Genomic DNA, 25,168 nt, shown 5'->3' with positions numbered 1-25,168 from the left:
TACTTAACCTAATTTTTTAATTGAACCGAATTCTCAATACGTTGTGAAATTTCTTCGGCATATTCATCTCCTTCATTAAAGACTACCATAATTTGTTGAAAACCGCCATTGGCACCAAAATTTAAAATGGCATATTCCTTTTTAATCGGCCCGCCGGTTACCGGGTTTTCAAGATTAAAAGTTCCAAATACTTTTATTCCTTCGGTATTATTTATAGTAGAAAAATCTTCCTGCTTTATAATAATATTCCTGGCCCCTCTGGCTTCCAGGGAGGTATAAATACCATCTACGGCCTTTTGCAAATCGAAATCGCCTTGTGGGTTTACAGGCCCGGTAATAAGTAAGGTATATAAATTTCCTTCAAGCGTTCCCGCATCAAAGGTTTCACTGCCCAATAACATTTCCTGGAGTTCATCATTACGATCTACCGTTTTTCTTACCAAAACTTCGGGAGTGATAATGCTAACCTGGGGCGTACCGTACTCACTTCTAATCCAATCACCTTCCAGTAATTCTTTGGTTTCATTCCCTAAAACCGAATCTTTTACAAAGTCAAAACCTTTAGTATTTATAAGCACCGTAATTACCACAAGTGCTGCAACTATTACTCCCCCAAGTATTGCAATAATCTTATTTCTTCTTTTACGCTGTAGTTTTTCCTTTCGGTAATTCTCGTCCTGCATCAATTCCTCCTCGGTTGGTTCAGGAACCACCTGCCTAACATCTTTTATAAAATGTTCTACTTTGGTCCTATCGCTTTTTGCGGTAATCACATCGGGCCTGGAATTAGCAAATTTGGCCAAATCGGCACGTTTTAATAACTGCTGAAGATTGCCTATAGACGTATCTTTTAAACTTAATTCCCCTGCTTTTTTTCTTAATTCCAGATAAGCAATAAGCTCTGAAGTAGTGCTCTCCAGTGCCCTGTCGTAAATCTTCCTGTCCAGGTATTTCCTAACACTAAAAGTAAGCTGTGAGTAGTACTCCTTTATTTCCCTATCGGGCAATAAAGAAGAGTCGTCAAGCTGTTTTAACTCAAGCATTGCCTGTTCGTATGGAGGTAATTCAGGCACTTCTTCCTGCTTTTTCTTTTTTCTTCTGAAGAAATAAAAAGCAACACCAAGCAATACCAGAGCGGCCAGAAGCCACCAAATCCACTTTGGAAACTCAAAGCCTTTCGGCACATCTACTGCCGGTTTTATAGGGTACATTTTCTGCCGGGTGGTATCTACCTTTACATTGGCTACCTCAAGCCTAAAAGAATCGGTTAAATATTCCCGGTTTTGAATAATTACTTTTTGCTGCGGGATAGTGTAAGCTCCCGAATCGAACTGAGTAAGCGAATATTTTTTTAAAAGTTTAAACCTATCTTCAACCGTGGTAGTATCGGCCCCTAAAGATTCCACCATTTCCATAGGCTTGAAAGTTTGTCCTTCAGGAAAAACTACCAAATTGGTAGAATCGGTTTCTACTTCAATACTAAAGATAATTTGCTCGCCAATTTTTATAGAAGTAGAGTCTATTCCAGCATTTACTTTTGCTTGCTGTGCAAAAGACAAAAAAGGAAACAACAAGAAAAGCAGCAAACTTGCCGCCCCAAACTTAAATTTAGTTATTAAAGACTTTTCCTTCATTCTTTCTAGCCTCTTCTTTTAAAATAACCCAATAATTTCTTCACATAACTTTCGTCTACTCGGTTATTGATCACCCCGGCACCACTAAGCGTAAAACTTTCATTAAAATAAGCTGCGCGACCTCGATAATATTCGGCATAATTCCTTCTAACCGCTTTTGAACCGGTGTTTACCGTTACTAACTCTCCGGTTTCCTCATCCAACATTTGTACAAGGCCTAAATTAGGGATTTCCTCCTCAGCCGGGTCAAAAACCCTAATCCCGGTAACATCGTGTTTATTACCTGCAATCTTTAAGGTTTGCTGGTACTCATCGTCCATAAAATCAGAAAGCATAAAAACAATGGCCTTTTTCTTCATGACGTTAGAAAGATATTTTATGGCCGCCGCTATATCGGTTTTTTTAGATTGTGGTTTAAACTCTATTAACTCCCTTATAATTCGCAATACGTGATACCGCCCTTTTTTAGGCGGAATATAAAGCTCTATTTTATCAGAAAAAAGCATCAGCCCAATCTTATCGTTGTTTTGGGTGGCCGAAAAAGCCAAAGTGGCTGCAATTTCGGTAATAACCTCTTTTTTTAGCTGATTTTTTGTTCCGAAGAATTCAGAACCTGAAACATCTACCATAAGCATCATGGTAAGTTCACGTTCTTCTTCAAAAACCTTCACAAAAGGCTCGTTATAACGAGCGGTAACATTCCAGTCTATATTTCTAACATCGTCCCCAAACTGGTATTGTCTCACCTCACTAAAAGTCATTCCACGACCTTTAAAAGTAGAATGATATTCCCCGCCAAAAACGTGATCGCTCAAACGCCGGGTTTTTATTTCAATCTTTCTTACTTTTTTTAAGAGCTCTTTGGTATCCATTTTTTAGTGTGCAGTATGCTGTCTCAGTTTGCAGTATTCAATATAGATAAGTAGATGCAGTATACAAGTTAGTATTTAACAGTACAGCTACCAACGCAACTGGATACTGCTAACTTTTTTCTACGGAACTTCTATCTCGTTTACTATCTTGTTTACAATATCCTCTGAAGTAACATTTTCTGCTTCGGCCTCGTATGTGATTCCAATTCTATGGCGAAGTACATCTAAAACAACAGCTCGTACATCTTCGGGAATTACATACCCACGGCGCTTAATAAACGCATAGCATTTTGCAGCTCTGGCCAGGTTAATACTTCCCCTCGGGGAGGCACCAAAGCTTATTAGCGGTTTTAGATCTTTTAAATTATATTTTTCGGGATTACGGGTAGCAAAAATAATATCCAGGATATACTTTTCTATTTTTTCATCCATATACACTTCCCGCACCGTTTGCTGCGCACGCAAAATTTGCTCTATGCTTACCACAGGGTTCACCTTTGGAAATTCACCCTTTAAGTTGGCACGCATAATTAGTTGTTCGTCGTTAATTTCAGGATAGTCTATAACGGTTTTCAACATAAAACGGTCTACTTGCGCTTCAGGCAATGGGTAGGTACCTTCCTGCTCTACCGGGTTTTGGGTGGCCATTACTAAAAATGGTTTATCTAAGATAAATGTTTCTTCCCCAATAGTCACCTGTTTTTCCTGCATAGCTTCCAGCAAAGCCGATTGTACCTTGGCTGGAGCCCGGTTAATCTCATCAGCCAATACGAAATTGGCAAAAATGGGTCCTTTTTTAATACTAAAATCATTTAATTTCATGTTGTAGATTAGTGTTCCTACAACATCTGCCGGCAGAAGATCTGGTGTAAACTGAATTCTGCTAAAGCTACCGTGAACAGCCTTAGAAAGCGTATTGATAGCAAGTGTTTTGGCTAAACCGGGAACACCTTCAAGCAAAATATGGCCCTGCCCTAACAAACCAATAAGCAAGCGCTCCATCATGTGCTTTTGCCCAACTATTACCTTGTTTACTTCGGTATTTAGCAAATCTACAAAAGCGCTCTCCCTCTCAATTTTTTCATTTAAACTCGCTATATCTACAGAGGCGTTGTTATCTATCATTTTATTCGTATTAAAGACCTTAAATTCGTGTCGCAAATTGGAAAATTATTAGCGTATAGGCTGTTAATGTATGGTTAAAAAACAAAAAAGCGGCCTTTATTAGCCGCTCTTTTTTTAGATAGGAATAATTTTATCTATTCCAAATAAATTGTTTCAAGATCTACAGGAGTGTCTTCCTCTACTTTAACATTATCTATTGTTTTCACCTCCAAGCCAGTTTCAGCATCTGGAGTAACGGTTACTTTATAAGTTCCCGCGGGAACACCGTGTAATACAAAGTTTCCAGCTTCATCTGTATAAGCCGAAATGGTATAGCTTGCATTCTGGGCTTTTACTAAAGACTTTGTTTCGGTAGGATGTATTTCGCCCACAATAGAACCCGTATTGGCCATCGCCATCATTCTAATTACCGGTTTTAGAATATAACCTCCGTTTCCTGTGGTTACCACAGATTCATCTACATCAAAATCCAAAAGGTATTCATAGCTTTCCCCTGGCTCAAGCTCTTGCTCTACCTTTAATTTTAAACCAGACTGCTGTGCACTTGGGGTAGCCATAGGAATTTCTACTCCATCTACCACTACAGCATTATCGGGTCCTAAAATCAATCTTACCTGATCAAGGTAACCAGCCGGAATTTCTACATCGGCCAATAACTGAGAGACCCCTCCGGTTAATTGTAAAAGATCATAACGCCCTGCTTCTACGTTGGCAAGGCTTTCCCATTCAGCTTCCTCTTCACCAACAGGAGCTTCAGTTTTAATCATCACGTCCTGCACATCTACCCAAACCTGGTCGTAATCACCGGGAGCATCTGTCATTCTAAGGGTTAACTGGGCGTTTCCTTCTGCTCCTCCATTTTCATCATCATCGCTACAACTTGTAAATCCAAAGGCAACTACTGCTGCAAGCAATAAACTTTTTAACTTAAGGTTTTTCATTGTTTGTATCTTAATTAGGTTAATTAATTGTTTAGTGAGCAAAACGCAGCACATTGAAAGAAATTATATCTTAAACCTGAGATTAACTAAATTTAACACGACTTTAAACGACATGTTTAAAGTTAGGCTACTTACTTATAATTACTTTAGTGACTAAAAAAACCTACTAAGATAGCATTGATTACCAAAATGGCATGCTAAAAAACAAAAACGCGTCTAGGTGCATTAAAAGAGGGGGGATTTCAGGTTTTGCACAATAAAAATAACAGTCTAACAATGGCTATGTTACAATTGAAAAATATAATTTATGATATATATACTTACAAAAACTAATAAGGAAGGGAGCCTAACTTTTAGTAGAAACGACAAATAAATTATGATCAACAAACGGCTTTTAATAAAAAATCTACTTGCTCACAACGATGAGAACAGTTTTTATGACAAAAAACTGAAGCTTAATATTGGTGAGAAAGAAGGAAAAGCCAAATTCCTAAAACACGTTTGCGCCCTTTCTAATTCTAACCCCGAAAACAATTCTTATATCGTTATTGGCGTAAGAGATGAAGACAATAGTATTGTTGGCACTGATTTTTTTGACGATAGCAAAATTCAGAATCTCGTAAATGCCTATTTAAGCAATCCGCCTTTAATTTCTTACGAGAATATCCCTTTTCCGCACCTACCAGGTAAACTGGTTGTTGGACTGGTAAGTATTAGACCAAATCATGGAAAAATATGTTCGCTTAAAAAGAACATTTGGAAATATTATGGGGGTTCGGTCTTTTTTAGGGAAGGAAGCATTAGTATGCCCAAGGTTTTTGATGTAAAAATTAAAAATGTGAACTCGGAAATAGTTGCGGCCATAGAAAAACATTCCCACAACAATATTGAGTTAACCCTGGACGGAGTATTCGATTTTCTTCAAAAAAGAAAAGACTATAACGCTACTTATAAAGTTTTTAAAGAATATTTTGTGGTTTGTTGGGCCGGAAAAAAGATAAAATCACAAGACGAAACTTTTTACTCCAGGGTAGATATAGAGCTAATTAACGAACAGGTGAAATTGTTCTATTCAGATATGGACCAGGTAAGCATTAGCCTTTCTAACAACGAGTTTAAAATCCTTGAATATGTGCAGTTAGGCCTGCACGACAAGTATAAATTTTATCCGTTGGAAGAAGTTATTATAAACTTTAAAGATAATGTTAGTTACGATATTGAAAGTAAGCTTTTGTTTGAACCACCAAAGTTCGACAAAAAGACACTTTATCATATTTACAACACAAACAATAGCCTGGTTGAAAGACTAAAAAAGAAGCTTAAACTAAACAATCAACAAAAAAAAGACCTTAAAAATTTACCTTCCACCTATTTGCTATGTTATTTAAATAATTTTGAGCAAGCCATAGATAAGCTGGAAGAAGCAAAACCATATTTAAAAGAATACAGTCGGGAAGTTTATAATTACTATAAAGAAAGTATGCGAATTTTAAGAAAAGTAAAATACAATTAAAATGGGTAGAAATATTGCTATTGGAGACATTCACGGCGGGCTAAAAGCTTTAATACAACTACTGGAAAAAATAGAGGTAACCCCAAGCGATAAGTTAATATTTCTGGGCGATTATGTAGACGGCTGGAGCGATTCGGCCAACGTGGTTTCTTACCTTATAGATCTCGCAAAACAAAATACCTGTATTTTTTTACGCGGCAATCATGATGATCTTACTCATAGATGGCTGGAAACCGGGGAATTCAATAAAAAATGGCTGCAGCACGGCGGGCAATCCAGTATTGATGCGTACAGAGATTTTTCTTCAGAAGAAATAGAAACACATCTCAGGTTTTACAATCAGATGCTAAATTACTATATAGACAAGGAAAACAGGCTTTTTGTACATGCCGGGTTTACCAATCAACACGGCCCGGAACAGGAATACCACCAAACAGGATTTTATTGGGATAGAACTTTGTGGGAAATGGCACTCTCTATGGATGGGTCTATTAGCCCAAACGATACAAATTATCCAAAACGATTTCAAATTTTTGATGAAATTTTTATTGGACACACCCCGGTAACCAGAATCAATGAAACCACTCCCATAAAACGAGCCAGTGTTTGGAATTTAGATACCGGTGCTGCCTTTAAGGGCAAGCTCTCGGCTATGGAAGTAAATACAAAAGAAATTTGGCAAAGTGAACCTGTTTATAAATTTTATCCAAGTGAAAAAGGCAGAAATTAAGACGAATTTACCACAAAATGCCTTTTCTCTTTTTATCTTTGTAACTCTAGGATTTTAGGCTTTATTTGCAAGTAAAAATTTTTAAACAGCATATTTTAAATCCAATTCTTGCTTAAGAGTTGATTAATACCGGCAGAATTTTTAGATTTCTGCTTCAAAACAAACTGAAATGGCCCTCGACAATATTAGATTAGAAGTAATGAATACCGTTGAAAAACAGGTAGACGATTTCATTGAAAAATATCTTATTCCAGTAGAAGATATTTGGCAACCCACAGATCTTCTTCCAAACTTACAGGGAGAAAATTATATGGATCAAATTACCCAAATTAGGGAAGAAGCAAAAGAGCTTGAATACGATTTTTGGGTAGTTTTAGTGGCCGATATGGTTACCGAAGAAGCATTACCTACTTATGAGTCCTGGCTTATGGATATGGAAGGGGTAGAACAGCATGGGAAAATGCGCGGTGAGGAAAACGCCTGGTCTAAATGGGTTCGCCACTGGACCGGTGAAGAAAACCGCCACGGAGACACCCTAAATAAGTATCTCTACCTATCAGGAAGGGTAAATATGCGTGAGATTGAAAAGACCACACAGTATTTAATAAACGATGGTTTTGATATTGGTACCGGTCGCGATCCTTACAAAAACTTTGTATATACCAGTTTTCAGGAGCTAGCAACCAATATTTCTCACAAGCGAGTTGGGCAATTGGCTAAAAAGAAAGGCAATAAAATGCTGGGGAAAATGTGTAATATCATCGCAGGAGATGAGATGAGGCACTATATGGCCTATCGGGAATTCGTAAAAACAATTTTTGAACATGACCCCAGTGAAATGATGCTGGCTTTTCACGATATGATGAAGAAAAAAATAGTAATGCCGGCTCAATTTCTAAGAGAAAGCGGCCAGGGTATTGCCGAAGCTTTTGAAAATTTCTCGAACGCAGCACAAAGACTTGGCGTTTATACAACCTACGATTATATAGAAATCCTTGAAAAACTAAACGGTTATTGGGAGATAGATAAAATGCGCTCATTAACCGATGAGGCCGAAAAAGCAAGGGATTATTTGATGAAATTGCCAGACAGAATGCGAAGAATTGCAGGAAGAATGGCTATCCCGGAAGATCAATATACTTTTAAATGGGTAGAAGCCAACGGAAGGCTATAATCATTTGAAAAATTTATAAAATAGGAGGCTGTCTGAAAAATCAAAATCGTCATCCTGAATTTAGTTCAGAGCCTGCTCCGAAATTTATTCGGAGACCTAATATGTTGATAATCAAATGACATGTTAGAAGCTGAAACGAGTTCAGCTTGACGAAAATTGACTTTTAAGTAGTGGTCTATTACCAATTGGTAGAGTTGGAACGCAAATTTGTGGGCTTAATATTGGTTTGTTGGTAGGTTATTTATTTTCTTTCTAAAACTGTCGCTTATTGGCAATTAACTGTCTTAGGTTTTTTACTTTCTTTCGATTGTAACCCAAGATTTTTCGAATCCAATTGCTTTTAGAATCTTTTCCTTATCAAGTTTTTCCGGTTGTTTAATTTTAAGTATTAAAGTATGCGCAGGAACATTTTCGTGAATAGTAAATTGGGAGCCGTGAGGCTGCCATGTAAATCTTTTTGTATCTGCATTTTTTTCAAATCCTTCTAAATTACCTCTTGGATTCCATTTAAAATCATATAATTCTGGGTCATATCTAATAGTATCAAATTCGAAAACAGCAACTTGTGAAAGGTCATTTGATTTTACCAAAACTACTGTTCTTAAATGCTTGTATTTTTCTCTAATAGCAGAAACTCGTTCATTCCATATTTCTAAAACTTGTTCACCAATTATATTAGGATCAGCAGAGGTGTCAATTGTTCCACCATAAGAGTAAATTGGAGAATTTCTTCCAGAAATTAATCGAATTTGTTTTAAGTTTCTGAAATCTTTTACTCCAGATTTAACCGTTTTCGCACCCCAAGCTGTATTTCCCATAACCACATCATCTAAACCTACATTTGAAGGTTTCCATTCTGCTCCAATACAAATGGCAAATATTTGCTCCCATTCAGAGCCTTCTAATTCAGCTCTTCCCTTACTTGCAAGCAAATAAACTATTTCTTGACCAAGGATATAAGGGAATTCATTGTTAAAGTCATTTAGTGGATATGCCGCGATAGATTTATTTACTGTTCGTAGTTTGGGAGATTGTTTTTTACTCATTTAGCTGGGGTTATATTTTAAATCATATTCTCTTAAAACCGAAGTTTGATCTAATGAAGATGCAATGTAAGGTAAAAGCTTTTCTATAACCGCTTTGACCATATTAACTGGAACAGCATTTCCAGCTTGTTTTTTCGCTTGCCCATCACTTACAACGATTTTATAACTATCAGGAAATCCTTGTAATCGCAGCATTTCTCTTGGGGTCAATCTTCTCTCTCCGTTTACAAGTAAATAATTATACGAAGCTCCTGCTCTTAGAGCACAGGAATACGGATAAGAGCAAATATTTCCAGATTTATTTTCGTGCCAGATTGAAGGGTAATATGAAGATTTATGGCTTTCTTTTCTTTTTTTTCTTATGTAGTCAGAAGCAAGGTGTTTTTTGTCAACTTTTTTTTCTAAGATTTCATTTAATGGCTTGTAAGGCTTTATTGGGTCGGGATAAGTAAACATAATTGGTTCACGATGTCCTACAATTACAACTCTTTCTCTCTTTTGCGGTAATCCATAATCTAAAGCATTTAAAACACTATATTGAACCTGATAGCCCAAATCCTTTAAAGTTTGTAATATTACTTTTAAAGTTTTTCCTTTATCGTGGCCAACTAATTGTTTAACATTTTCAAGAATAAATGTTTTTGGTTTCTTTTCTTTAATTATTCGTGCAATGTCGAAAAATAGAGTTCCTCTTGTATCGTTTAAACCTTTTCTTTGCCCAATAATACTAAATGGTTGACAAGGAAAACCTGCGAAAAGTATATCGTGATCTGGAATATCTTTTTCATCAACTTTAGTTATATCTCCAAAGGGTCTATCTCCAAAATTCTCTTCATAAGAATCTTGACAAAATTTATCAATGTCGGATGAGAATACACATTGTGGTTGAATATCATTTTCCTCACAGGCTTCTTCAAATGCAATGCGAAAACCTCCAATTCCACAAAAGAGGTCTATAAATTTTAATTTTTCTCTATACATAGTTCCAAAGATATTTATAAAATAGGAGAATTGAATTTAAACTGTTTTTTTAGTTCACAAACTAATAAGAAAATTTCTCATAATTGTTGTAGTTAATTAGTGAAAATTTCTGCCGTTGCTGCCAACAATTCTGAGTATGGCTAGATGCGGGTTGGGTTACCAGGTTTTGTCTGCTTAAAATAAATTTAGCTAAAAATATTGAATTTCGATTAAGTATTTAGCCGCAATCATTAACGATTTAACACCTTAAAATCAACAATATAAGGTAATTAAAAATAAAACATTAACTTTAAAGAAGTCTACTAGGGCTTTTCATAGGATACATTGTTGCATAGTTATTTTTCATTAGCACTTTTAATCAGTTCGATTATTCTATGAAATTCAATTTCTTTTATTTTTTCGTCAGTTAAAACTGTTCCTGTCTCATCCAATATTTTCTTAAATTGTTTTTTCGTAAAATAATTTCCGTGAGCGCTTTCATTCCGACTCATCATTTTGTTATGGATATCTTCTGTGTCGATAAATAAAATTCTTTTTTTATTACCTTCTTCGTCTTTCCAATTTTTTCCCCATTTTAGTGATTCAGCGATTAAACCGCCTGCAAGTCCTCCACCATAAGTTTGGCTCGTTGATTTGAGAATATACGGTGAATTTTCGTCTATGATTATAGCACAATATTTTCCTTCGATGTCAAATTTGGCATAAGAACCCCAATGGTTCACATCGGTTGAATATCCCAAGTTGAAATAATGATCTTTATTGTATTCAATAGCCCAAGCTGAAATTCCATTTTTGCTTTTTTCACCAGTTTTTAAGTCAAATATTCCTTTTGTAGTTATGTGTTGATCGCTTTTGTCTTTTACCAAAATTCCTAATTCCTTTTCCATCGGTTGTTTGTTTAGGAAATCATTTGAATTTTCGTAAAGTTTGACTGGCTCCAAAGTATGTAATTCATTTAGTGGAACTTTCTGAACTCCGCAGGATGTTAGAATTAATAAGGCAAAAAATAAAATTGTATGTTTCATAAATGATTTAGGGTTGTGCTTTTTCATAATAGTGCAAAACTACTTTTATTGATTTTAATGCGATATAAAATCTTAGGCACGCTCTGCTTTCCATACTTTATAGGTAATCAGGTCTTTTTCAATTAGATTTAGACAGAACGCAATTACTGCCGCATCGTCCAAATACCCAACAATTGGAATAAAATCTGGGATTAGATCTAATGGTGAAAGCACGTATAGTAAAGCTCCTCCAATAGCCGCAACTACGTTAAAAGGGACTTCCCGGTAATTTCCGCTTGCGTAATCCCGTAATAAGTTAAAAAGTAATTGCGCATCATCTACATATCGCTGCAATTTCCCTTTACTTTCAAATTTAGATTTTATTTCCTCCTCATCTTCCAGCACCCCATGTACATCTTCCTCTTCAAAATTCTCCTGCCGTTTTTGATGTTCCTGTTTTATTGTTTCATCATCAATTTTACTCATTGCTCATCTTTTTTTGGATGACCCCAAAATATAAAAATATTATGGAAGGCCTATTTTTGAAAGTGCTAAAATCTGAGAAAAAAACCTCACAGCTTTTTAATGCTGTGAGGTTTTTTTGGTTTATAATTCCAATCAAGCTTGCTTCGTCATTCTGTCCCGAAGCATCGAGATTATTTCAGAAGTTAAGTCATTTTTATATATTTATTAGACCCTGAAACAAGTTCAGGGTGACGATTCTTTTATTAAATACTACAAATCAAATTTAATCCCTTGTGCCAAAGGCAGCTCGGTAGTATAATTAATTGTATTGGTTTGTCTTCTCATATATATTTTCCAGGCATCAGAACCGGATTCTCTGCCGCCCCCGGTTTCTTTTTCACCGCCAAAAGCTCCCCCAATTTCAGCACCTGAAGTTCCTATATTTACATTGGCGATCCCGCAATCTGAACCTTCTACCGAAAGAAAACGCTCTGCTTCCCTTAAATTGTTGGTCATTATTGCTGAAGAAAGCCCCTGCACTACCCCATTTTGCAATTCCAGGGCGTTAGAAACATCTCCAGAATATTTCATAATGTAGAGTACCGGCGCAAAAGTTTCGTGCTGCACAATCTCAAAATCATTTTTAGCTTCGGCAATTGCCGGTTTTACATAGCAACCGCTTTCATAACCTTCACCTTCCAGCACACCGCCTTCAACTAAAATCTTACCGCCTTCTTCAACTACTTTATCCAATGCGTTCTGGTAATTTTTCACAGCATCTTTATCAATAAGCGGCCCCACGTGATTATTTTCATCTAATGGGTTTCCAATACGCAGTTGCTTATAAGCTTTTACAATAGCATCTTTTACTTTATCGTAAATAGATTCGTGAATAATTAATCTTCTGGTAGATGTACAACGCTGCCCACAAGTACCCACAGCTCCAAAAACAGCACCGATTACCGTATTTTTAATATCGGCATCTGGGGTTACGATTATGGCGTTATTTCCTCCTAATTCAAGCAAAGATTTCCCCAACCTGGCGGCAACGGCCTGGGCAACTATTTTTCCCATTCTAATAGAACCCGTAGCCGAAATTAACGGCACCCGTTTATCGTTGGTCATCATTTCACCCACTTTATAATCGCCGGTGATCAATGAAGAAATCCCTGCCGGCACATTATTTTCAGCAAAAACTCGAGCAGCAATATTTTGACAGGCTACAGAAGTTAACGGAGTCTTTTCTGATCCTTTCCAAACGCAAGCATCTCCGCAAACCCAGGCTAAAGCAGTATTCCAGGACCAAACAGCAACGGGAAAATTAAACGCCGAAATAATTCCAACCACTCCAAGCGGATGGTATTGCTCGTACATTCTATGCCCCGGGCGTTCAGAATGCATGGTTAATCCGTGCAATTGGCGTGAAAGTCCAACTGCGAAATCACAGATATCTATCATTTCCTGAACTTCGCCCAAACCTTCCTGGTATGACTTTCCCATTTCGTAAGAAACCAATTTACCAAGAGGTTCTTTTAGCCTTCTTAATTCATCATTAAATTGGCGAACCACCTCTCCTCGCTGCGGTGCCGGCCAGGTACGCCATTCTTTAAAACCTGCAGTAGCTGTGCTAATTACCTTTTCATAATCTTCTTTGTTCGTGGCTTTTACTTTTCCAATAAGCGCACCATCTACCGGAGAATACGATTCAATCACATCACCGCTACTAAAAAAATCTTTTCCGGTAGAGGTTCCGTTGTTGGTTTCCTGCAATCCAAGATCATTTAAAGCTTGCTTAATTCCGAATTTTTCTGCTATTTCACTCATTAAGTTGTAAATTTTATCTGTTCTTTTGTGTGTTTACTGCTAAAATAACAAAATTAAAGACTATTCTGTATCAATCACAAATCTTTCATCTACCGGCATCACTTCGCCACAATTATCACAGGTACGCAACTTTTTACTTCCGTAGAAATGTTTAAAATGTTTTAAAAAATCGCGCTCAATATCATTTAACGGAAAATAAACTTCGTACAACTTATGGTTACACGCATCACAAAACCATAACAACCCATCTTTTGCATCTAGCTGTACACGTTTTCTTTCCACTACCAGACCAATAGACCCCTCTTTTCTAACCGGGGAATGCGGAACTTTTGCCGGATGCAAATACATATCTCCCGGCCCTAATTGCATTGTTTTCTTCTTTCCATCTTCCTGAATATGCACTTCAATTTCGCCCTCTAGCTGATAAAAAAGCTCTTCGGTCTCGTTATAATGGTAATCCTTGCGCGCATTTGGCCCGGCCACCACCATCACAATATAATCTTCAGATTCTTTATAAAGGTTTCGGTTACCAACCGGTGGCTTTAACGATTCTCGATTTTGCTCTATCCATTTATTAAGGTTAAAAGGTTTATTTACTGCCATGATTTTATAATTATATTGTTTAAAATTACAACTTAAAGCGCAAAAGAAAGGGCAATTTCCTTATCTTTTTGGGCGCCTTAAAGGGCTATTCGCTGCAATTCCTCGGCGCTTGTTGCGCCTGTGGGATTTACGCTGCTATCCCTGGCGCAAATACAAAATATACAAATGCCTACCTTGGAAGGAAAAATACCATTTTATGAAAAAAATCATTCTACTGTTTAGTTTATCACTTTTTTTAAGCTGCAATACCTCCACTAATAAGGAACCTGAAACGAAACAAACCAATAATACCGAAAAACAACAGGATTCCGTAGCGAATTTTGGCATCGTAATTCACGGGGGAGCAGGTACTATTCTAAAAGAAAATATGAGCGATTCCCTGGAGCAGGAATATAAAGCCAAGCTGGAAGAAGCCATAAGAACCGGCCATGAAATTTTAGCGAATGGCGGAACTGCCATTGAGGCTGTACAGCGAACTATAAATATCATGGAGAATTCACCACTTTTCAACGCCGGAAAAGGAGCGGTTTTCACTAACGAAGGTAAAAATGAGCTCGATGCTTCTATTATGGATGGGCAAACATTAAATGCCGGGGCAGTATCGGGAGTAACTACCGTGAAGAATCCTATAAATCTAGCCTGGGAAGTGATGGAAAACTCCGAACACGTCATGCTTTCGGGAAAAGGTGCCGAGCAATTTGCAACCGAACGCGGCCTGGAAATTGTAGATCCGGGTTATTTCTATACCGAAAACCGATTTAAAAGCCTGGAACGTTTAAAAGCAAAAAACACCGAAAAAACAGAACTGGACCACGATGGCAAGACCGCTTTTGTAGATCCATTTATTAAAGATTCAAAATTTGGGACGGTAGGTTGTGCCGCTTTAGATAAAAACGGTAACCTGGCCGCAGGAACCTCAACCGGGGGAATGACGAATAAGAAATGGGGGCGCATAGGCGATGCACCCATAATTGGAGCCGGCACCTATGCCAACAATAAAACCGCAGCGATTTCTGCAACCGGTTGGGGCGAGTTTTTTATTCTCGGTGTGGTAGCTTACGATATTTCTGCACTTATGGAATATAAAAAAATGAGTCTTGCACAGGCTGCAAAAGAAGTAATACAAAAAAAGAATCCGGAACTTGGAGGTAGTGGCGGGATTATCGCGATAGATCACCAGGGAAATGTTTCTATGGAATTTAATACTGCAGGCATGTACCGGGCTAAAATGAATAAAAATGGAAAATTAGAAATAGGAATTTATAAGAATTAAAATTAGCCAGTTTTTTGTTTTTATACCGGTACCAAAAAACCTATTGGCGTATTCCTGTAATCGCTGTGGCTTCTAACATTCATTGTAAACCTTTCCAAAAAATAAGGGTTTAATATAGAGTGAATTGTTTTAATCCTTTAACCTCAATTGAAAATGAATAGTAAATACAGCTTTTCCTTAATAATCCTTTTCACTTTTTATACGTTTCAGGGCTATTCCCAAAGATTGTCTCGCGATAAAATAAATGATACACTAGAAAAAATGCCTGTTTTTTCTATTCATAAGGATAATTATTTTATATCCGGCATCCCCACCAATAAAGAGGTCTCGTCAGAAACTGCCGATGCAAAATATCAAATTAGCTTTAAAGCCCTAATTACCAGAAATACCCTTCCTTTTGACACGCATTTGTTTCTTACCTATACCCAAAAGGCTTTTTGGAATATTTATAAATTTTCCAGTCCATTTAGAGAGATTAACTTTAAGCCCGGAATTGCGCTTGGCAAACCTATTTATAACCAAAACGATCATTTAGCCGGCATGGCATTCTTTCAAATAGAACACGAATCTAATGGTCGTGATAGCATCTATTCCAGAAGCTGGAATAAAGTTTCCCTGGGATATCATACAGCATTAAACGAAAGACTTCTTTTAAGCCTTAAGGCCTGGGTTCCTTTTAAATATGAAGATAATGCCGATTTAATGGAATATATAGGCTATGGAAAACTTAACCTCACTTACAACATTATACCCAACGAATTATATATAGATTTAATGTTGTTAAAAGGTACAAAAGACTGGAATGGTACGCTACAAACCCGTTTAATGTACAAACCATTTAATTCTTCAAACATCTATTTGATGCTGGAGTGGTTTAAAGGACATGCCGAAAGTCTCTTGAATTATCAGGAGAAACGTAGTATGATTCGCGCCGGATTCGTGCTAAAATCTAATGAATTAAACTTCCTTAAATCCTTGCCTGACGCGATTTAACAAATATTTAAAACTTATTGGTTCGGTTTATTCGGAACCAAATATTATTTTTGCAGCCTCAAATTCCAATAATGAATATTACAGAATTAGAAAAGCAAAAAAAGCGACTTATTGAAAAACTGGGCGTTCAATTAGAAAAAGAACACCAGTTAGCCCCAGTAGCGGCAAGAATTTTCTCTACGGCTATTATTACAGGAAAAAAGGGAATTACTTTTGACGAGCTTGTTACTAATTTAAACGCAGGTAAAAGTACTGTTTCTACGCATTTAGATCATTTACAGGCAACAAACCGTATGGAATACTACACAAAAGCCGGGGATCGCAAACGCTATTTTATTGTAAAACCAGATTTAATGTTGAATTACATTGATGAAATGACCGCCAAATGGGAAGCTCAAAAAACGGTTCACTTAGAGGTTTTGGAATATAAAACCCAAATGAACAAGCTGGATAATGAAGATAATTTTGACCTGGAATTTCAAAGAAGTTTACTCACTTTTCTGGAGGAAGCAATCGCAGCAGTAAATAAATTAAAAGAAAATATAAACAAATAACTAGATAAGCATAGCAATGAAAAAGATAATTTATTTTAGTCTCTTTATACTAAGTGCGGGAGTTTTTACTTCTTGCTCAGATGGCACCAAAGCACAACAAAGAGCCCAGGGGCCAAGGCCTTTTCCCGTAATAGGCGTACCTACTAAAACAGTTACCGGACACACTTCTTATCCAACAAGTATTGAAGGTGTTGTAAATAGTGAAGTACGTGCAAAGGTACCCGGATATGTCACCAATGTTTTGGTTGATGCCGGAGAAAAAGTTAAAAAGGGACAGCTCCTGTTTAAACTTGAAACCGAATCTTTATCTGGCGATGCCGAAGCTGCAAAGGCCAATGTAAATGCAGCCCGGGTAGAAGTAGAAAAACTAAAACCCCTTGTTGAAAAAAATATTATTAGTAAGGTACAGCTAGAGACTGCAAAAGCGAAACTTTCTCAGGCAGAGGCCAATTACAATAGTATTGCTGCCAGTATAGGATACGCCAATATTAAAAGTCCGGTAGATGGTTATGTAGGCAATATTAATTATAGAAATGGAGCCCTGGTCTCTCCAGGCGACCCTACTCCACTTACAACCGTTTCCCAAACCGATGAGGTTTACGCTTTCTTTTCTATGAATGAAAAAGATTATATGAGTTTTATTCAGGAAACTGCGGGAAATACTATTGCAGAAAAAATAGCCAATTTTCCTGAAGTTTCTTTAATCCTTGCTAACGGCGAGAAATATAACGAAACAGGTAAAATAGAAACTGTTTCGGGACAAATTGATCCTTCAACAGGTTCGGTTACTTTTAGAGCAAAATTCCCAAACCCCAACCAACTATTGTCCAACGGAAATAGCGGTAAGATTCGAATTCCAAAAACTTATAAAGATGTGCTCTTAATACCCGAACTTTCAAGTTTTGAACAACAAGGGAAAACCTATGTTTACAAAGTTCAGGGCGATAGCATTGCTGTTTCTACTACAATTAAAGAAACCGCAAGGGTAAATAATTTTATAGTTGTTGAATCAGGACTGGAAAATAACGATAAAATTGTTGCCCAGGGCGTTGCCAAATTGAGAAACAACACCCCTATAAAACCGCAAGAAATTCCTTTTGACAGTATTGCGAATTCCATTAATAGAGTATTTAAATAAGATTTTAAGATGCTAAAGAAATTTATAGAAAGACCGGTATTATCTACGGTTGTTTCCATTATAATAGTGATACTGGGTATTCTGGGAATCTCAACGCTTCCGGTAACCCAATATCCAGACATTGCTCCGCCAACCGTACAGGTTCGTGCAAACTTCCCCGGTGCCAACGCTCAAACGGTACTGGAAAGTGTTATTATTCCTATTGAAGAGCAAATTAATGGAGTTGAAGGAATGGATTACATTACCTCAACTGCCAGTAATAATGGTAGTGCCAGCATTCAGGTATTTTTTGAACAAGGTATTGACCCCGATATTGCCGCGGTAAACGTACAAAATAGGGTGTCCAGGGCCACTCCCTTACTTCCACAGGAGGTTACGCAATCTGGTGTTACCACTCAAAAAGAACAAACCAGTGCATTGATGTTCTTCACAGTACTTTCAGAAAATGAAGAATACGATGCCACTTTTATTCAAAACTATCTTAACATTAACGTTATTCCAGAATTACAACGTATTAAAGGAGTTGGTAATGTAAATGTTTTTGGATCTAAGAAATATGCCATGCGTATTTGGCTTCAGCCAGAAAAATTGGCGGCATACAATTTAATTCCTTCCGATGTTATTGGAGCTATAAATGAACAAAGCCAGGAAGCGGCTGCCGGTTCTCTGGGTCAAAACAATGCCGAGGCTTTCGAGTATGTACTGCGCTATAGCGGAAGGTATCAAAACGAAGACCAGTATAAAGATATCATCATTAAAGCACTTGATAATGGTCAATTTTTAAGGTTGGGTGATGTAGCAGAAGTTGAACTTGATGCTGAAGGCTACAATGTTATTGGATACACCAACGGAAAGCCGGGTGTGGCCATGGCAGTATACCAAACACCAGGTTCAAATGCCCAGGAAATTATTGAAAATATACACGATAAGCTGGAAGAAATGGAAAAGGAGTTTCCAACCGGCCTTTCGGTGTATATAAATTTTGATACCAACGAGTTCCTAACAGCCTCTATAGACAAGGTAATAGTTACTCTTATAGAAGCATTTATACTGGTATTTATTGTAGTATTTATATTCCTTCAGGATTTTAGGTCTACATTAATTCCGGCTATTGCCGTGCCGGTTTCCATAATAGGTACCTTCTTTTTCCTAAACCTTTTTGGATACTCCATAAACCTCTTAACGCTTTTTGCTCTCGTTCTCGCCATTGGTATTGTTGTGGATGATGCCATTGTGGTTGTAGAAGCCGTTCATGCAAAAATGGAAGAAGGGGCCAAAGATGCCTTAACCGGCACAAGAAAAGCTATGGACGAAATTACCGGAGCTATTATTTCTATTACACTTGTAATGGGTGCAGTTTTTATTCCGGTAACATTTATTACCGGGCCTACCGGAGTTTTCTATGAACAATTTGGGGTTACCCTTATTGTAGCCATTGCTATTTCTGCGGTAAACGCTTTAACTTTAAGTCCGGCACTATGTGCAATCTTCCTAAAACCACCCCGGGAAGATGAAGAGTATAAGAAAAAGAACTTTTTACAACGATTTTTCAGCTCTTTTAATACAGCTTTTAAAGTAACTACAGATAAGTATGTAAATTCACTATCCTTTCTAAATAGGCATAAATGGATTACAGGCCTTACGCTTGTAGCCTCGGTTGTGGCAATTATTTGGGCAGCTAAAACCACTCCAACTGGATTTGTTCCAGATGAAGACAGGGGGATATTGTTTGTAAATGTAGAATTACCGGCAGGAGCATCCCTGGATAGAACGGTAGGAATTACATCACAATTAGAAAAGAAAGCGCAGCAAATTGAAGGAGTTAAAGGTGTTTCTTTAGTAAATGGATTTAGTTTAATTGGTGGAGCAGGAAGTAACTTTGCGCTTGGTTTTGTTAAATTAGATAATTGGAGTGAGCGTGAAGAAGATCATCTCTCTGTAGAATCTATACAGGCACAGCTATTCCAAATTGGAGCTTCATTTACCGATGCAGAAATGCTATTCTTCTCCCCTCCCAGTATTCCAGGTTTTGGAGTTTCCGGAGGCTTTGAAGCAAAACTATTGGATAGATCGGGAGGTAGCTTCCAGGAACTGGATGAACAAACGCAAAATTATATCGCTGCCCTTTCACAAAGGCCAGAAATACAGTATGCACAAAGTTCTTTCAATACGAACTACCCACAATACGAGATGGAGCTAAATATCCCCAAAGCTAAAGAGGCCGGTGTAAGTATTTCTACCATATTCTCTACTTTACAAGGCTATATTGGAAGTATATACGCTGCAGACTTCTCTAGGTTTGGTAAACAATACCGTGTATATGTTCAGGCTTTCCCAGAAGATAGGGCAAGTACAGATGATCTAAACTCTCTTTATGTAAGGAACGAATCTGGAGAAATGGCTCCTTTAAGTGAATTTGTGAGTTTACAGCGAGTTTATGGGCCACAATCTGTAACAAGGTTTAACTTATTTAACTCGGCAACCATAAACGGTGCTCCGGCCCCTGGTTATTCCTCGGGAGACGCTATTGCTGCTGTTCAGGAAGTAAGTGCAGAATCTTTACCATCTAACTTCTCCATAGATTATGGCGGACTTACACGTGAAGAAATATCGGCTGGTTCCCAATCTACATTTATTTTAATTTTAAGTATTTTGTTTGTGTATTTTATTCTTGCAGCTCAATATGAAAGTTATCTTATTCCTTTTGCCGTTTTACTTTCGCTGCCTGTAGGAGTAATGGGTTCCTATTTGGTTACCAAATTTGCCGGACTTCAGGTAAATATTTACTTCCAAATTGCTTTGATTATGTTAATTGGATTGCTTGCTAAAAACGCAATTCTAATTATAGAATTTGCCATGCAACGAAGAAAAGCAGGGCTTTCTATTGTAAATGCCGCACTAGATGGTGCTAAGGTTAGGTTAAGACCAATTTTAATGACATCATTCGCATTTATTATTGGTTTACTGCCTTTGGTTTTTGCAGGCGGAACAGGAGCAGCTGGAAACCGTTCTATTGGTACAGGAGCTGTAGGAGGTTTATTGATAGGAACCCTTCTAGGTGTTTTTGTAATCCCTATTCTCTATATCATATTCCAATGGTTACAAGAAAAAATTTCGGGAGCACCGGAAGCAGCCCAAACAGAAAAGAAATCAATTTCTGAAAAAGTATAAAAATGAAAAAAAATAGAATATATAAATTGTTGCTAGCAGGAGCCGTACCATTTCTACTGGTTTCCTGCTTTGCAGCCAAGGAGTACGAACGTCCTGAATTGGAAGAAATTTCGGAAGAACTCTATAGAACAGATAAACTTCCGCAAGACTCTTTAAATATTGCGATGATTTCCTGGCAGGAGATTTTCACCGATCCTATTTTAAAAAGCCATATTGAAGAAGGGCTGGAAAACAATATTGATATTAGAATTGCTATTCAGCAAATGCTGGCAGCTGAAGCTTACGTAAAGCAAGGGAAAGCAAGTTATTTTCCAACCTTAAGCGCAGGGCCTTCTGTAAGTCACCAAATATTGTCCAGAAACAGTCAATTTGGTTCCTTTTTCAACGGAAACATCACGCAATATGATGTAACCGGGAACCTTTCCTGGGAAGCAGATATATGGGGGAAAATAAGAAGTAACGATCGGGCTTTTACTGCTGCTTATTTGCAAAGTGAAGCCGCCCATAAAGCGGTTAAAACACAGCTTATTGCCAGTATTGCCAGTAACTATTACCAGTTACTTAGCCTGGACGAACAACTTAGAATTTCAGAGCAAACTCTTGAATATAGAAAAAGCAGCCTTGAAACTACACAGGCTTTAAAAGAAGCCGGTAATGTTACCGAGGTTGGTGTACAACAAACCAAGGCACAGTTGCACACAGCCGAAGCTTTAGTGGTACAGCTTAAAAATCAAATTCGCTTGCTTGAAAACTCTTTTGCCATTCTGTTGGGCGAAGGGCCTCAGGATATAAAACGAAGTGAGTTATCAAGGCAACGTATTAACACTTCGCTTAATAGCGGTGTACCCTCTCAACTTCTTAGAAACAGGCCTGATGTAATTGCCGCAGAATATGGGCTTATTAACGCTTTTGAGCTTACCAATGCAGCACGGGCAAACTTCTACCCTTCTCTTAGGTTAACTGCCTCGGGAGGTTTCCAAAGTTTAGAGTTAGATAAATTATTAAATGCAAACTCTCTTTTTGCCAATTTAGGAGCGTCTTTATTACAACCTATCATTAACAAGAGGCAAATAAGAACTCAGTATGAAGTTTCCCAGGCTCAGCAACAACAAGCTTTGCTGAACTTTAAAAAAGCCATATTGGTAGCCGGTAGGGAAGTTTCTGATGCACTTTCTAATTACACTGCCAGTACAGAACGTATTGAAATACTAAATAATGAATATGAAGCCTATAATAAAGCTTCCGGATACTCAGAAGAACTGCTGAATAATGGTTTGGCCAATTATCTTGAAGTTTTAACCGCCAGAGAAAACGCATTAAATTCAAGGTTAAATTTAATTAATGCAGAGTACAATCAATTAAACGCAATAGTAAACCTATATAAAGCCCTTGGTGGAGGCTGGCAATAATTTTTTGAATTTTTGTTAATTGTTGAAAAGACAGTCACGGGATGAATTTCGTGGCTGTTTTTTGTTATAAAAACAATTTGGTTTCGACTAAAGCACGAAATTTAGTAGCTTTAAAAAAGCTTAATCCAAGACTTATGAAAAGTAATTTTAATGATATTATAAAAGGTGAAAAGGCCGTATTGGTCGACTTTCACGCAACCTGGTGTGGCCCCTGTAAAACGCTTGCGCCAATTCTAAAAGAAGTAAAAGCCGAACTAGGCGATACAGTAAAAATTGTAAAAATAGATGTAGATAAAAACCAGGAACTGGCAGGAAAATATCAGGTTCGTGGAGTTCCCACCATGATTCTATTTAAAAATGGCCAGCAACTTTGGAGACAATCTGGGGTATTGCAAAAGGCGGATATAATTGAAGTTATCAATTCAAAGTCATAATGTAAATCACAATACATCAATTTTAAATCAGGAAGGGAGTTACTATTCATAGTTACATCATTAAAAATCAAGCAAGTACTTCCTGGAATTCCGATGTTTTTTCAATCACACTTTTAGCAAATGGACATAGAGGGATTACTTTTAACTTATTTTCTTTTGCAAAATTTACCGTTGCCTGTACCAATTTCTTACCAACACCTTTTCCCTTAAACTCTGGGTTCACTTCGGTGTGATCTACTATAAATTTATTCTTTCCGGCCCAGGTGTATTCTATCTTCCCTGCTTGTTTCCCAGACTCTACAGCCTTAAAAAATCCTTTGGTAACTTCATCTATTTGCTCAATCTTCATACTTCAAATTTTTAAATTCAATTGATTAAAATTTAGTTTAATTTTCCGCCTTTGGCGGTCCACCACGGGTTAACCTCAACCTCCAGCCTACCAGCTTTCACCATTGGGTCCTGCCTGGCCAAACTATCGGCTTCCTCCAGGGTGGCGGTATTATAAACTGCAATTCCACGAATTTCCCCGTTACCGCCAAAAGGCCCCATTAAACTGGCATAGCCCTCACTAGCCATCTTGCTTAAATAGGCCAAATGCTCCTTTTGCAAACGAGCTAATTCGGTAGAATCCTGACTTCTATTTTCTCCGGTTTTTAGAAAAACCATATAATATTGTTGCATTAAATAGGTGGTGTCATCGGCTTTATACCTAAAGGTTTGATAGCCTTTTTGCTTTAGATCATTTTCTACGGAATCTATATTGATTTTAGATCTCTCCTCCACACCTTTTTCAACCCGCGGATAGCCACGTTTTTGTTTGGGTAGCTCGTTACAGGAAACCAGTAAAAGCGGTAATACGAATATGTATATTAATTTTCTCATAACGTGAGGACTACCAATTTTTAAAAGGCTTTTCACTTAACTGCGAATTGTAATATTTTACGTCTCCGGTAACTTCCTTTCCCAGCCAATCTGGCTTTTTAAAAGAATCGGCTTCTGTATTAAGTTCTATTTCGGCAACGATTAAACCTTCGTTATCTCCATAAAATTCGTCAATTTCAAACACAAACTCCCCGGCTTGGACCAAATACCGGGTTTTCTCTATAATACCCGGTTCACAAAGCTTAAAAAGAGCTTCAGCTTCTTTAATATCAATTTCCTTTTCCCATTCAAATCGGGATAATCCACTTTTCGAAGATTTTCCTTTAATCGTTAAAAAAGCGGTATCGTTGGTAATTCTTAGCCGAACCGTTCGCTGCGGATCTTTATTTAAAAACCCTTGTTTTATAAAGAAGTTCTTAAAAGCTTCTCTTTTAAAATCTTTTGAAGTGACAAGGTATTTACGTTCTATTTCCTGCATCTAATTTTTATGTGCTATGTTTTTAATTTCATCTGAAGGTATTCTTTGCACGTCCAATTCAGGTGAATTGGCAATGGCTACCATGGCTTTGGCAATACTTTCAGCTGAAATAGATTTATATTTTCGTAAAGTTCCAAGAAAAAACGGATTAATAAAATTCAGCATTATTTTTCCTATTTTTTCAAAACTCCTACTCTCCTTTCGCTCACCGGTAATAAGCGAAGGCTGCAATATATAGGTATTCTTAATTTGCTGCGCCAAGACTTCTTTTTCCATCTTCCCCTTGGTACGATTATAAAACACCCTACTTTTAGGATTGGCACCCAGCGCAGAAATTACAAGAAAAGTATCAATATTATTCTCTTTACTCAATTTCGCAGCGGTAATTGGAATTCCGCGATCTATCCGTGTATAGGTTTCGTGATCTGGTGTTTTACTTTTGGTGGTACCTATACAGCAAAAAACCTCATCTGCCTTAAATTTATCTTTATAATCTTCCAGTTTGAATAAGTCTATTAAATGTTCCTCAATTTTAGGGTGTTTTACTTCTACTGAGTTTCTTGAGAAAAGTTTAATCTTTTCATAGCGCTCGTCTTCCAGTAATTGCTGAAGTAAAATTCCTCCGGTAAGTCCGGTAGCTCCTAAAATTATTGCTGTTTTTGGCATTGTATTCTTTTTTTTAATTGGTTACTAATTTGTTTTGGCAACAATAATAGCTTTCGGTAAACTACCTCGGGGTATTAGACCCTTTGGCGGTGCCAATAAATAATATAAACAAAATAAGCCATCTCTACCTATGCCCTAACGAAACTTTAAGAAAGCATACCTGGTTAAAAGGGTGAAGGTTCACCTAAAATTAATTTTAAAAAGAAATTCCTGCCTGCACAGGAGATAAGTTTACCTATTCAATTTGCTGTCTCTTAT

The 25,168-nt window shown here is 37.3% G+C and carries 24 protein-coding genes; 10 read left to right on the top strand and 14 right to left on the bottom strand.

Annotation, left to right across the window (positions count from 1 at the left end):
• Window positions 1–8: 8 nt before the first annotated feature.
• The 4 genes from I6U50_RS10350 to I6U50_RS10335 all read right to left on the bottom strand — a co-directional run bounded on the left by I6U50_RS10350 (window position 9) and on the right by I6U50_RS10335 (window position 4,572).
• Complete coding sequence (locus I6U50_RS10350; RefSeq protein ID WP_198638771.1) at window positions 9–1,634, bottom strand: LPXTG cell wall anchor domain-containing protein; 1,626 nt, start codon at window positions 1,632–1,634, stop codon at window positions 9–11.
• A gap of 5 nt (window positions 1,635–1,639) precedes the next feature.
• Window positions 1,640–2,506, bottom strand: a complete 867-nt coding sequence (locus I6U50_RS10345; RefSeq protein WP_193711944.1) for a DUF58 domain-containing protein — start codon at window positions 2,504–2,506, stop codon at window positions 1,640–1,642.
• Window positions 2,507–2,626: 120 nt separating this feature from the next.
• Entirely contained in the window at window positions 2,627–3,631 is a 1,005-nt protein-coding gene (locus I6U50_RS10340) for an AAA family ATPase (protein ID WP_193711943.1), read from the bottom strand.
• Window positions 3,632–3,765: 134 nt separating this feature from the next.
• Entirely contained in the window at window positions 3,766–4,572 is an 807-nt protein-coding gene (locus tag I6U50_RS10335) for a DUF4382 domain-containing protein (protein ID WP_198638770.1), read from the bottom strand.
• Window positions 4,573–4,948: 376 nt separating this feature from the next.
• Here I6U50_RS10335 and I6U50_RS10330 point away from each other — a divergent pair, with 376 nt between their 5' ends.
• The 3 genes from I6U50_RS10330 (at window position 4,949) to I6U50_RS10320 (ending at window position 7,989) form a co-directional block, all read left to right on the top strand.
• The gene (locus I6U50_RS10330) at window positions 4,949–6,085 is read left to right on the top strand and encodes an ATP-binding protein (RefSeq protein ID WP_198638769.1); all 1,137 of its coding nucleotides are present in this window, start codon (window positions 4,949–4,951) and stop codon (window positions 6,083–6,085) included.
• A 1-nt stretch (window position 6,086) separates the two neighbouring features.
• On the top strand, window positions 6,087–6,815 hold the full coding sequence (locus I6U50_RS10325) for a metallophosphoesterase family protein (RefSeq protein ID WP_198638768.1): 729 nt from the start codon (window positions 6,087–6,089) through the stop codon (window positions 6,813–6,815).
• A 169-nt stretch (window positions 6,816–6,984) separates the two neighbouring features.
• Window positions 6,985–7,989, top strand: coding sequence for an acyl-ACP desaturase (locus tag I6U50_RS10320; protein WP_193711939.1), 1,005 nt, complete (start codon window positions 6,985–6,987; stop codon window positions 7,987–7,989).
• A gap of 293 nt (window positions 7,990–8,282) precedes the next feature.
• Here the strand turns inward: I6U50_RS10320 and I6U50_RS10315 are convergent, their stop codons facing one another.
• The 6 genes from I6U50_RS10315 to I6U50_RS10290 all read right to left on the bottom strand — a co-directional run bounded on the left by I6U50_RS10315 (window position 8,283) and on the right by I6U50_RS10290 (window position 13,912).
• Window positions 8,283–9,035 (bottom strand): hypothetical protein, encoded by a 753-nt coding sequence (locus tag I6U50_RS10315; protein ID WP_198638767.1) that lies wholly within the window; start codon window positions 9,033–9,035, stop codon window positions 8,283–8,285.
• Window positions 9,036–10,016 (bottom strand): DNA cytosine methyltransferase, encoded by a 981-nt coding sequence (locus tag I6U50_RS10310; RefSeq protein WP_198638766.1) that lies wholly within the window; start codon window positions 10,014–10,016, stop codon window positions 9,036–9,038.
• 335 nt (window positions 10,017–10,351) lie between these two features.
• Window positions 10,352–11,068, bottom strand: a complete 717-nt coding sequence (locus I6U50_RS10305; RefSeq protein WP_232805922.1) for a hypothetical protein — start codon at window positions 11,066–11,068, stop codon at window positions 10,352–10,354.
• Window positions 11,069–11,113: 45 nt separating this feature from the next.
• The gene (locus I6U50_RS10300) at window positions 11,114–11,506 is read right to left on the bottom strand and encodes a YkvA family protein (protein WP_193711938.1); all 393 of its coding nucleotides are present in this window, start codon (window positions 11,504–11,506) and stop codon (window positions 11,114–11,116) included.
• 249 nt (window positions 11,507–11,755) lie between these two features.
• Window positions 11,756–13,309, bottom strand: coding sequence for an L-piperidine-6-carboxylate dehydrogenase (gene amaB / locus I6U50_RS10295; RefSeq protein WP_198638764.1), 1,554 nt, complete (start codon window positions 13,307–13,309; stop codon window positions 11,756–11,758).
• A 60-nt stretch (window positions 13,310–13,369) separates the two neighbouring features.
• Window positions 13,370–13,912: a 3-hydroxyanthranilate 3,4-dioxygenase gene (locus I6U50_RS10290; RefSeq protein ID WP_193711936.1), complete on the bottom strand. Its 543-nt coding sequence runs from the start codon at window positions 13,910–13,912 to the stop codon at window positions 13,370–13,372.
• A gap of 196 nt (window positions 13,913–14,108) precedes the next feature.
• Here I6U50_RS10290 and I6U50_RS10285 point away from each other — a divergent pair, with 196 nt between their 5' ends.
• The 7 genes from I6U50_RS10285 (at window position 14,109) to trxA (ending at window position 22,884) form a co-directional block, all read left to right on the top strand.
• A complete protein-coding gene (locus tag I6U50_RS10285; RefSeq protein WP_198638763.1) occupies window positions 14,109–15,185 on the top strand; it encodes an isoaspartyl peptidase/L-asparaginase family protein in 1,077 nt (358 codons plus the stop codon).
• Between the two features lie 153 nt (window positions 15,186–15,338).
• The gene (locus I6U50_RS10280; protein WP_198638762.1) at window positions 15,339–16,178 is read left to right on the top strand and encodes a phospholipase A; all 840 of its coding nucleotides are present in this window, start codon (window positions 15,339–15,341) and stop codon (window positions 16,176–16,178) included.
• 71 nt (window positions 16,179–16,249) lie between these two features.
• Window positions 16,250–16,732, top strand: a complete 483-nt coding sequence (locus I6U50_RS10275; protein WP_227740414.1) for a GbsR/MarR family transcriptional regulator — start codon at window positions 16,250–16,252, stop codon at window positions 16,730–16,732.
• A 16-nt stretch (window positions 16,733–16,748) separates the two neighbouring features.
• The gene (locus tag I6U50_RS10270; protein WP_193711933.1) at window positions 16,749–17,870 is read left to right on the top strand and encodes an efflux RND transporter periplasmic adaptor subunit; all 1,122 of its coding nucleotides are present in this window, start codon (window positions 16,749–16,751) and stop codon (window positions 17,868–17,870) included.
• Between the two features lie 9 nt (window positions 17,871–17,879).
• A complete protein-coding gene (locus tag I6U50_RS10265) occupies window positions 17,880–21,041 on the top strand; it encodes an efflux RND transporter permease subunit (protein ID WP_198628838.1) in 3,162 nt (1,053 codons plus the stop codon).
• Between the two features lie 2 nt (window positions 21,042–21,043).
• The gene (locus I6U50_RS10260; protein WP_193711931.1) at window positions 21,044–22,450 is read left to right on the top strand and encodes an efflux transporter outer membrane subunit; all 1,407 of its coding nucleotides are present in this window, start codon (window positions 21,044–21,046) and stop codon (window positions 22,448–22,450) included.
• A 134-nt stretch (window positions 22,451–22,584) separates the two neighbouring features.
• Entirely contained in the window at window positions 22,585–22,884 is a 300-nt protein-coding gene (trxA, locus tag I6U50_RS10255) for a thioredoxin (protein WP_198638761.1), read from the top strand.
• A 67-nt stretch (window positions 22,885–22,951) separates the two neighbouring features.
• On the opposite strand, the gene I6U50_RS10250 is transcribed toward trxA, so the two are convergent.
• Genes I6U50_RS10250 through I6U50_RS10235 form a run of 4 tightly spaced genes read right to left on the bottom strand, consistent with a single transcriptional unit; the run spans window position 22,952 to window position 24,910 of the window.
• Window positions 22,952–23,233 (bottom strand): GNAT family N-acetyltransferase, encoded by a 282-nt coding sequence (locus I6U50_RS10250; RefSeq protein WP_198638760.1) that lies wholly within the window; start codon window positions 23,231–23,233, stop codon window positions 22,952–22,954.
• A gap of 32 nt (window positions 23,234–23,265) precedes the next feature.
• The gene (locus tag I6U50_RS10245; RefSeq protein WP_198638759.1) at window positions 23,266–23,766 is read right to left on the bottom strand and encodes a YciI family protein; all 501 of its coding nucleotides are present in this window, start codon (window positions 23,764–23,766) and stop codon (window positions 23,266–23,268) included.
• 10 nt (window positions 23,767–23,776) lie between these two features.
• Complete coding sequence (locus I6U50_RS10240) at window positions 23,777–24,244, bottom strand: CYTH domain-containing protein (RefSeq protein ID WP_198638758.1); 468 nt, start codon at window positions 24,242–24,244, stop codon at window positions 23,777–23,779.
• The gene (locus I6U50_RS10235; protein ID WP_193711925.1) at window positions 24,245–24,910 is read right to left on the bottom strand and encodes an NAD(P)H-binding protein; all 666 of its coding nucleotides are present in this window, start codon (window positions 24,908–24,910) and stop codon (window positions 24,245–24,247) included.
• Between the last annotated feature and the right edge of the window lie 258 nt (window positions 24,911–25,168).

The organism is Salegentibacter maritimus, from assembly GCF_016236975.1.
Lineage (GTDB): Bacteria > Bacteroidota > Bacteroidia > Flavobacteriales > Flavobacteriaceae > Salegentibacter > Salegentibacter maritimus.
Note: the sequence above shows the minus strand (reverse complement) of the source record. Positions and strands in the feature narration are given on the sequence as shown.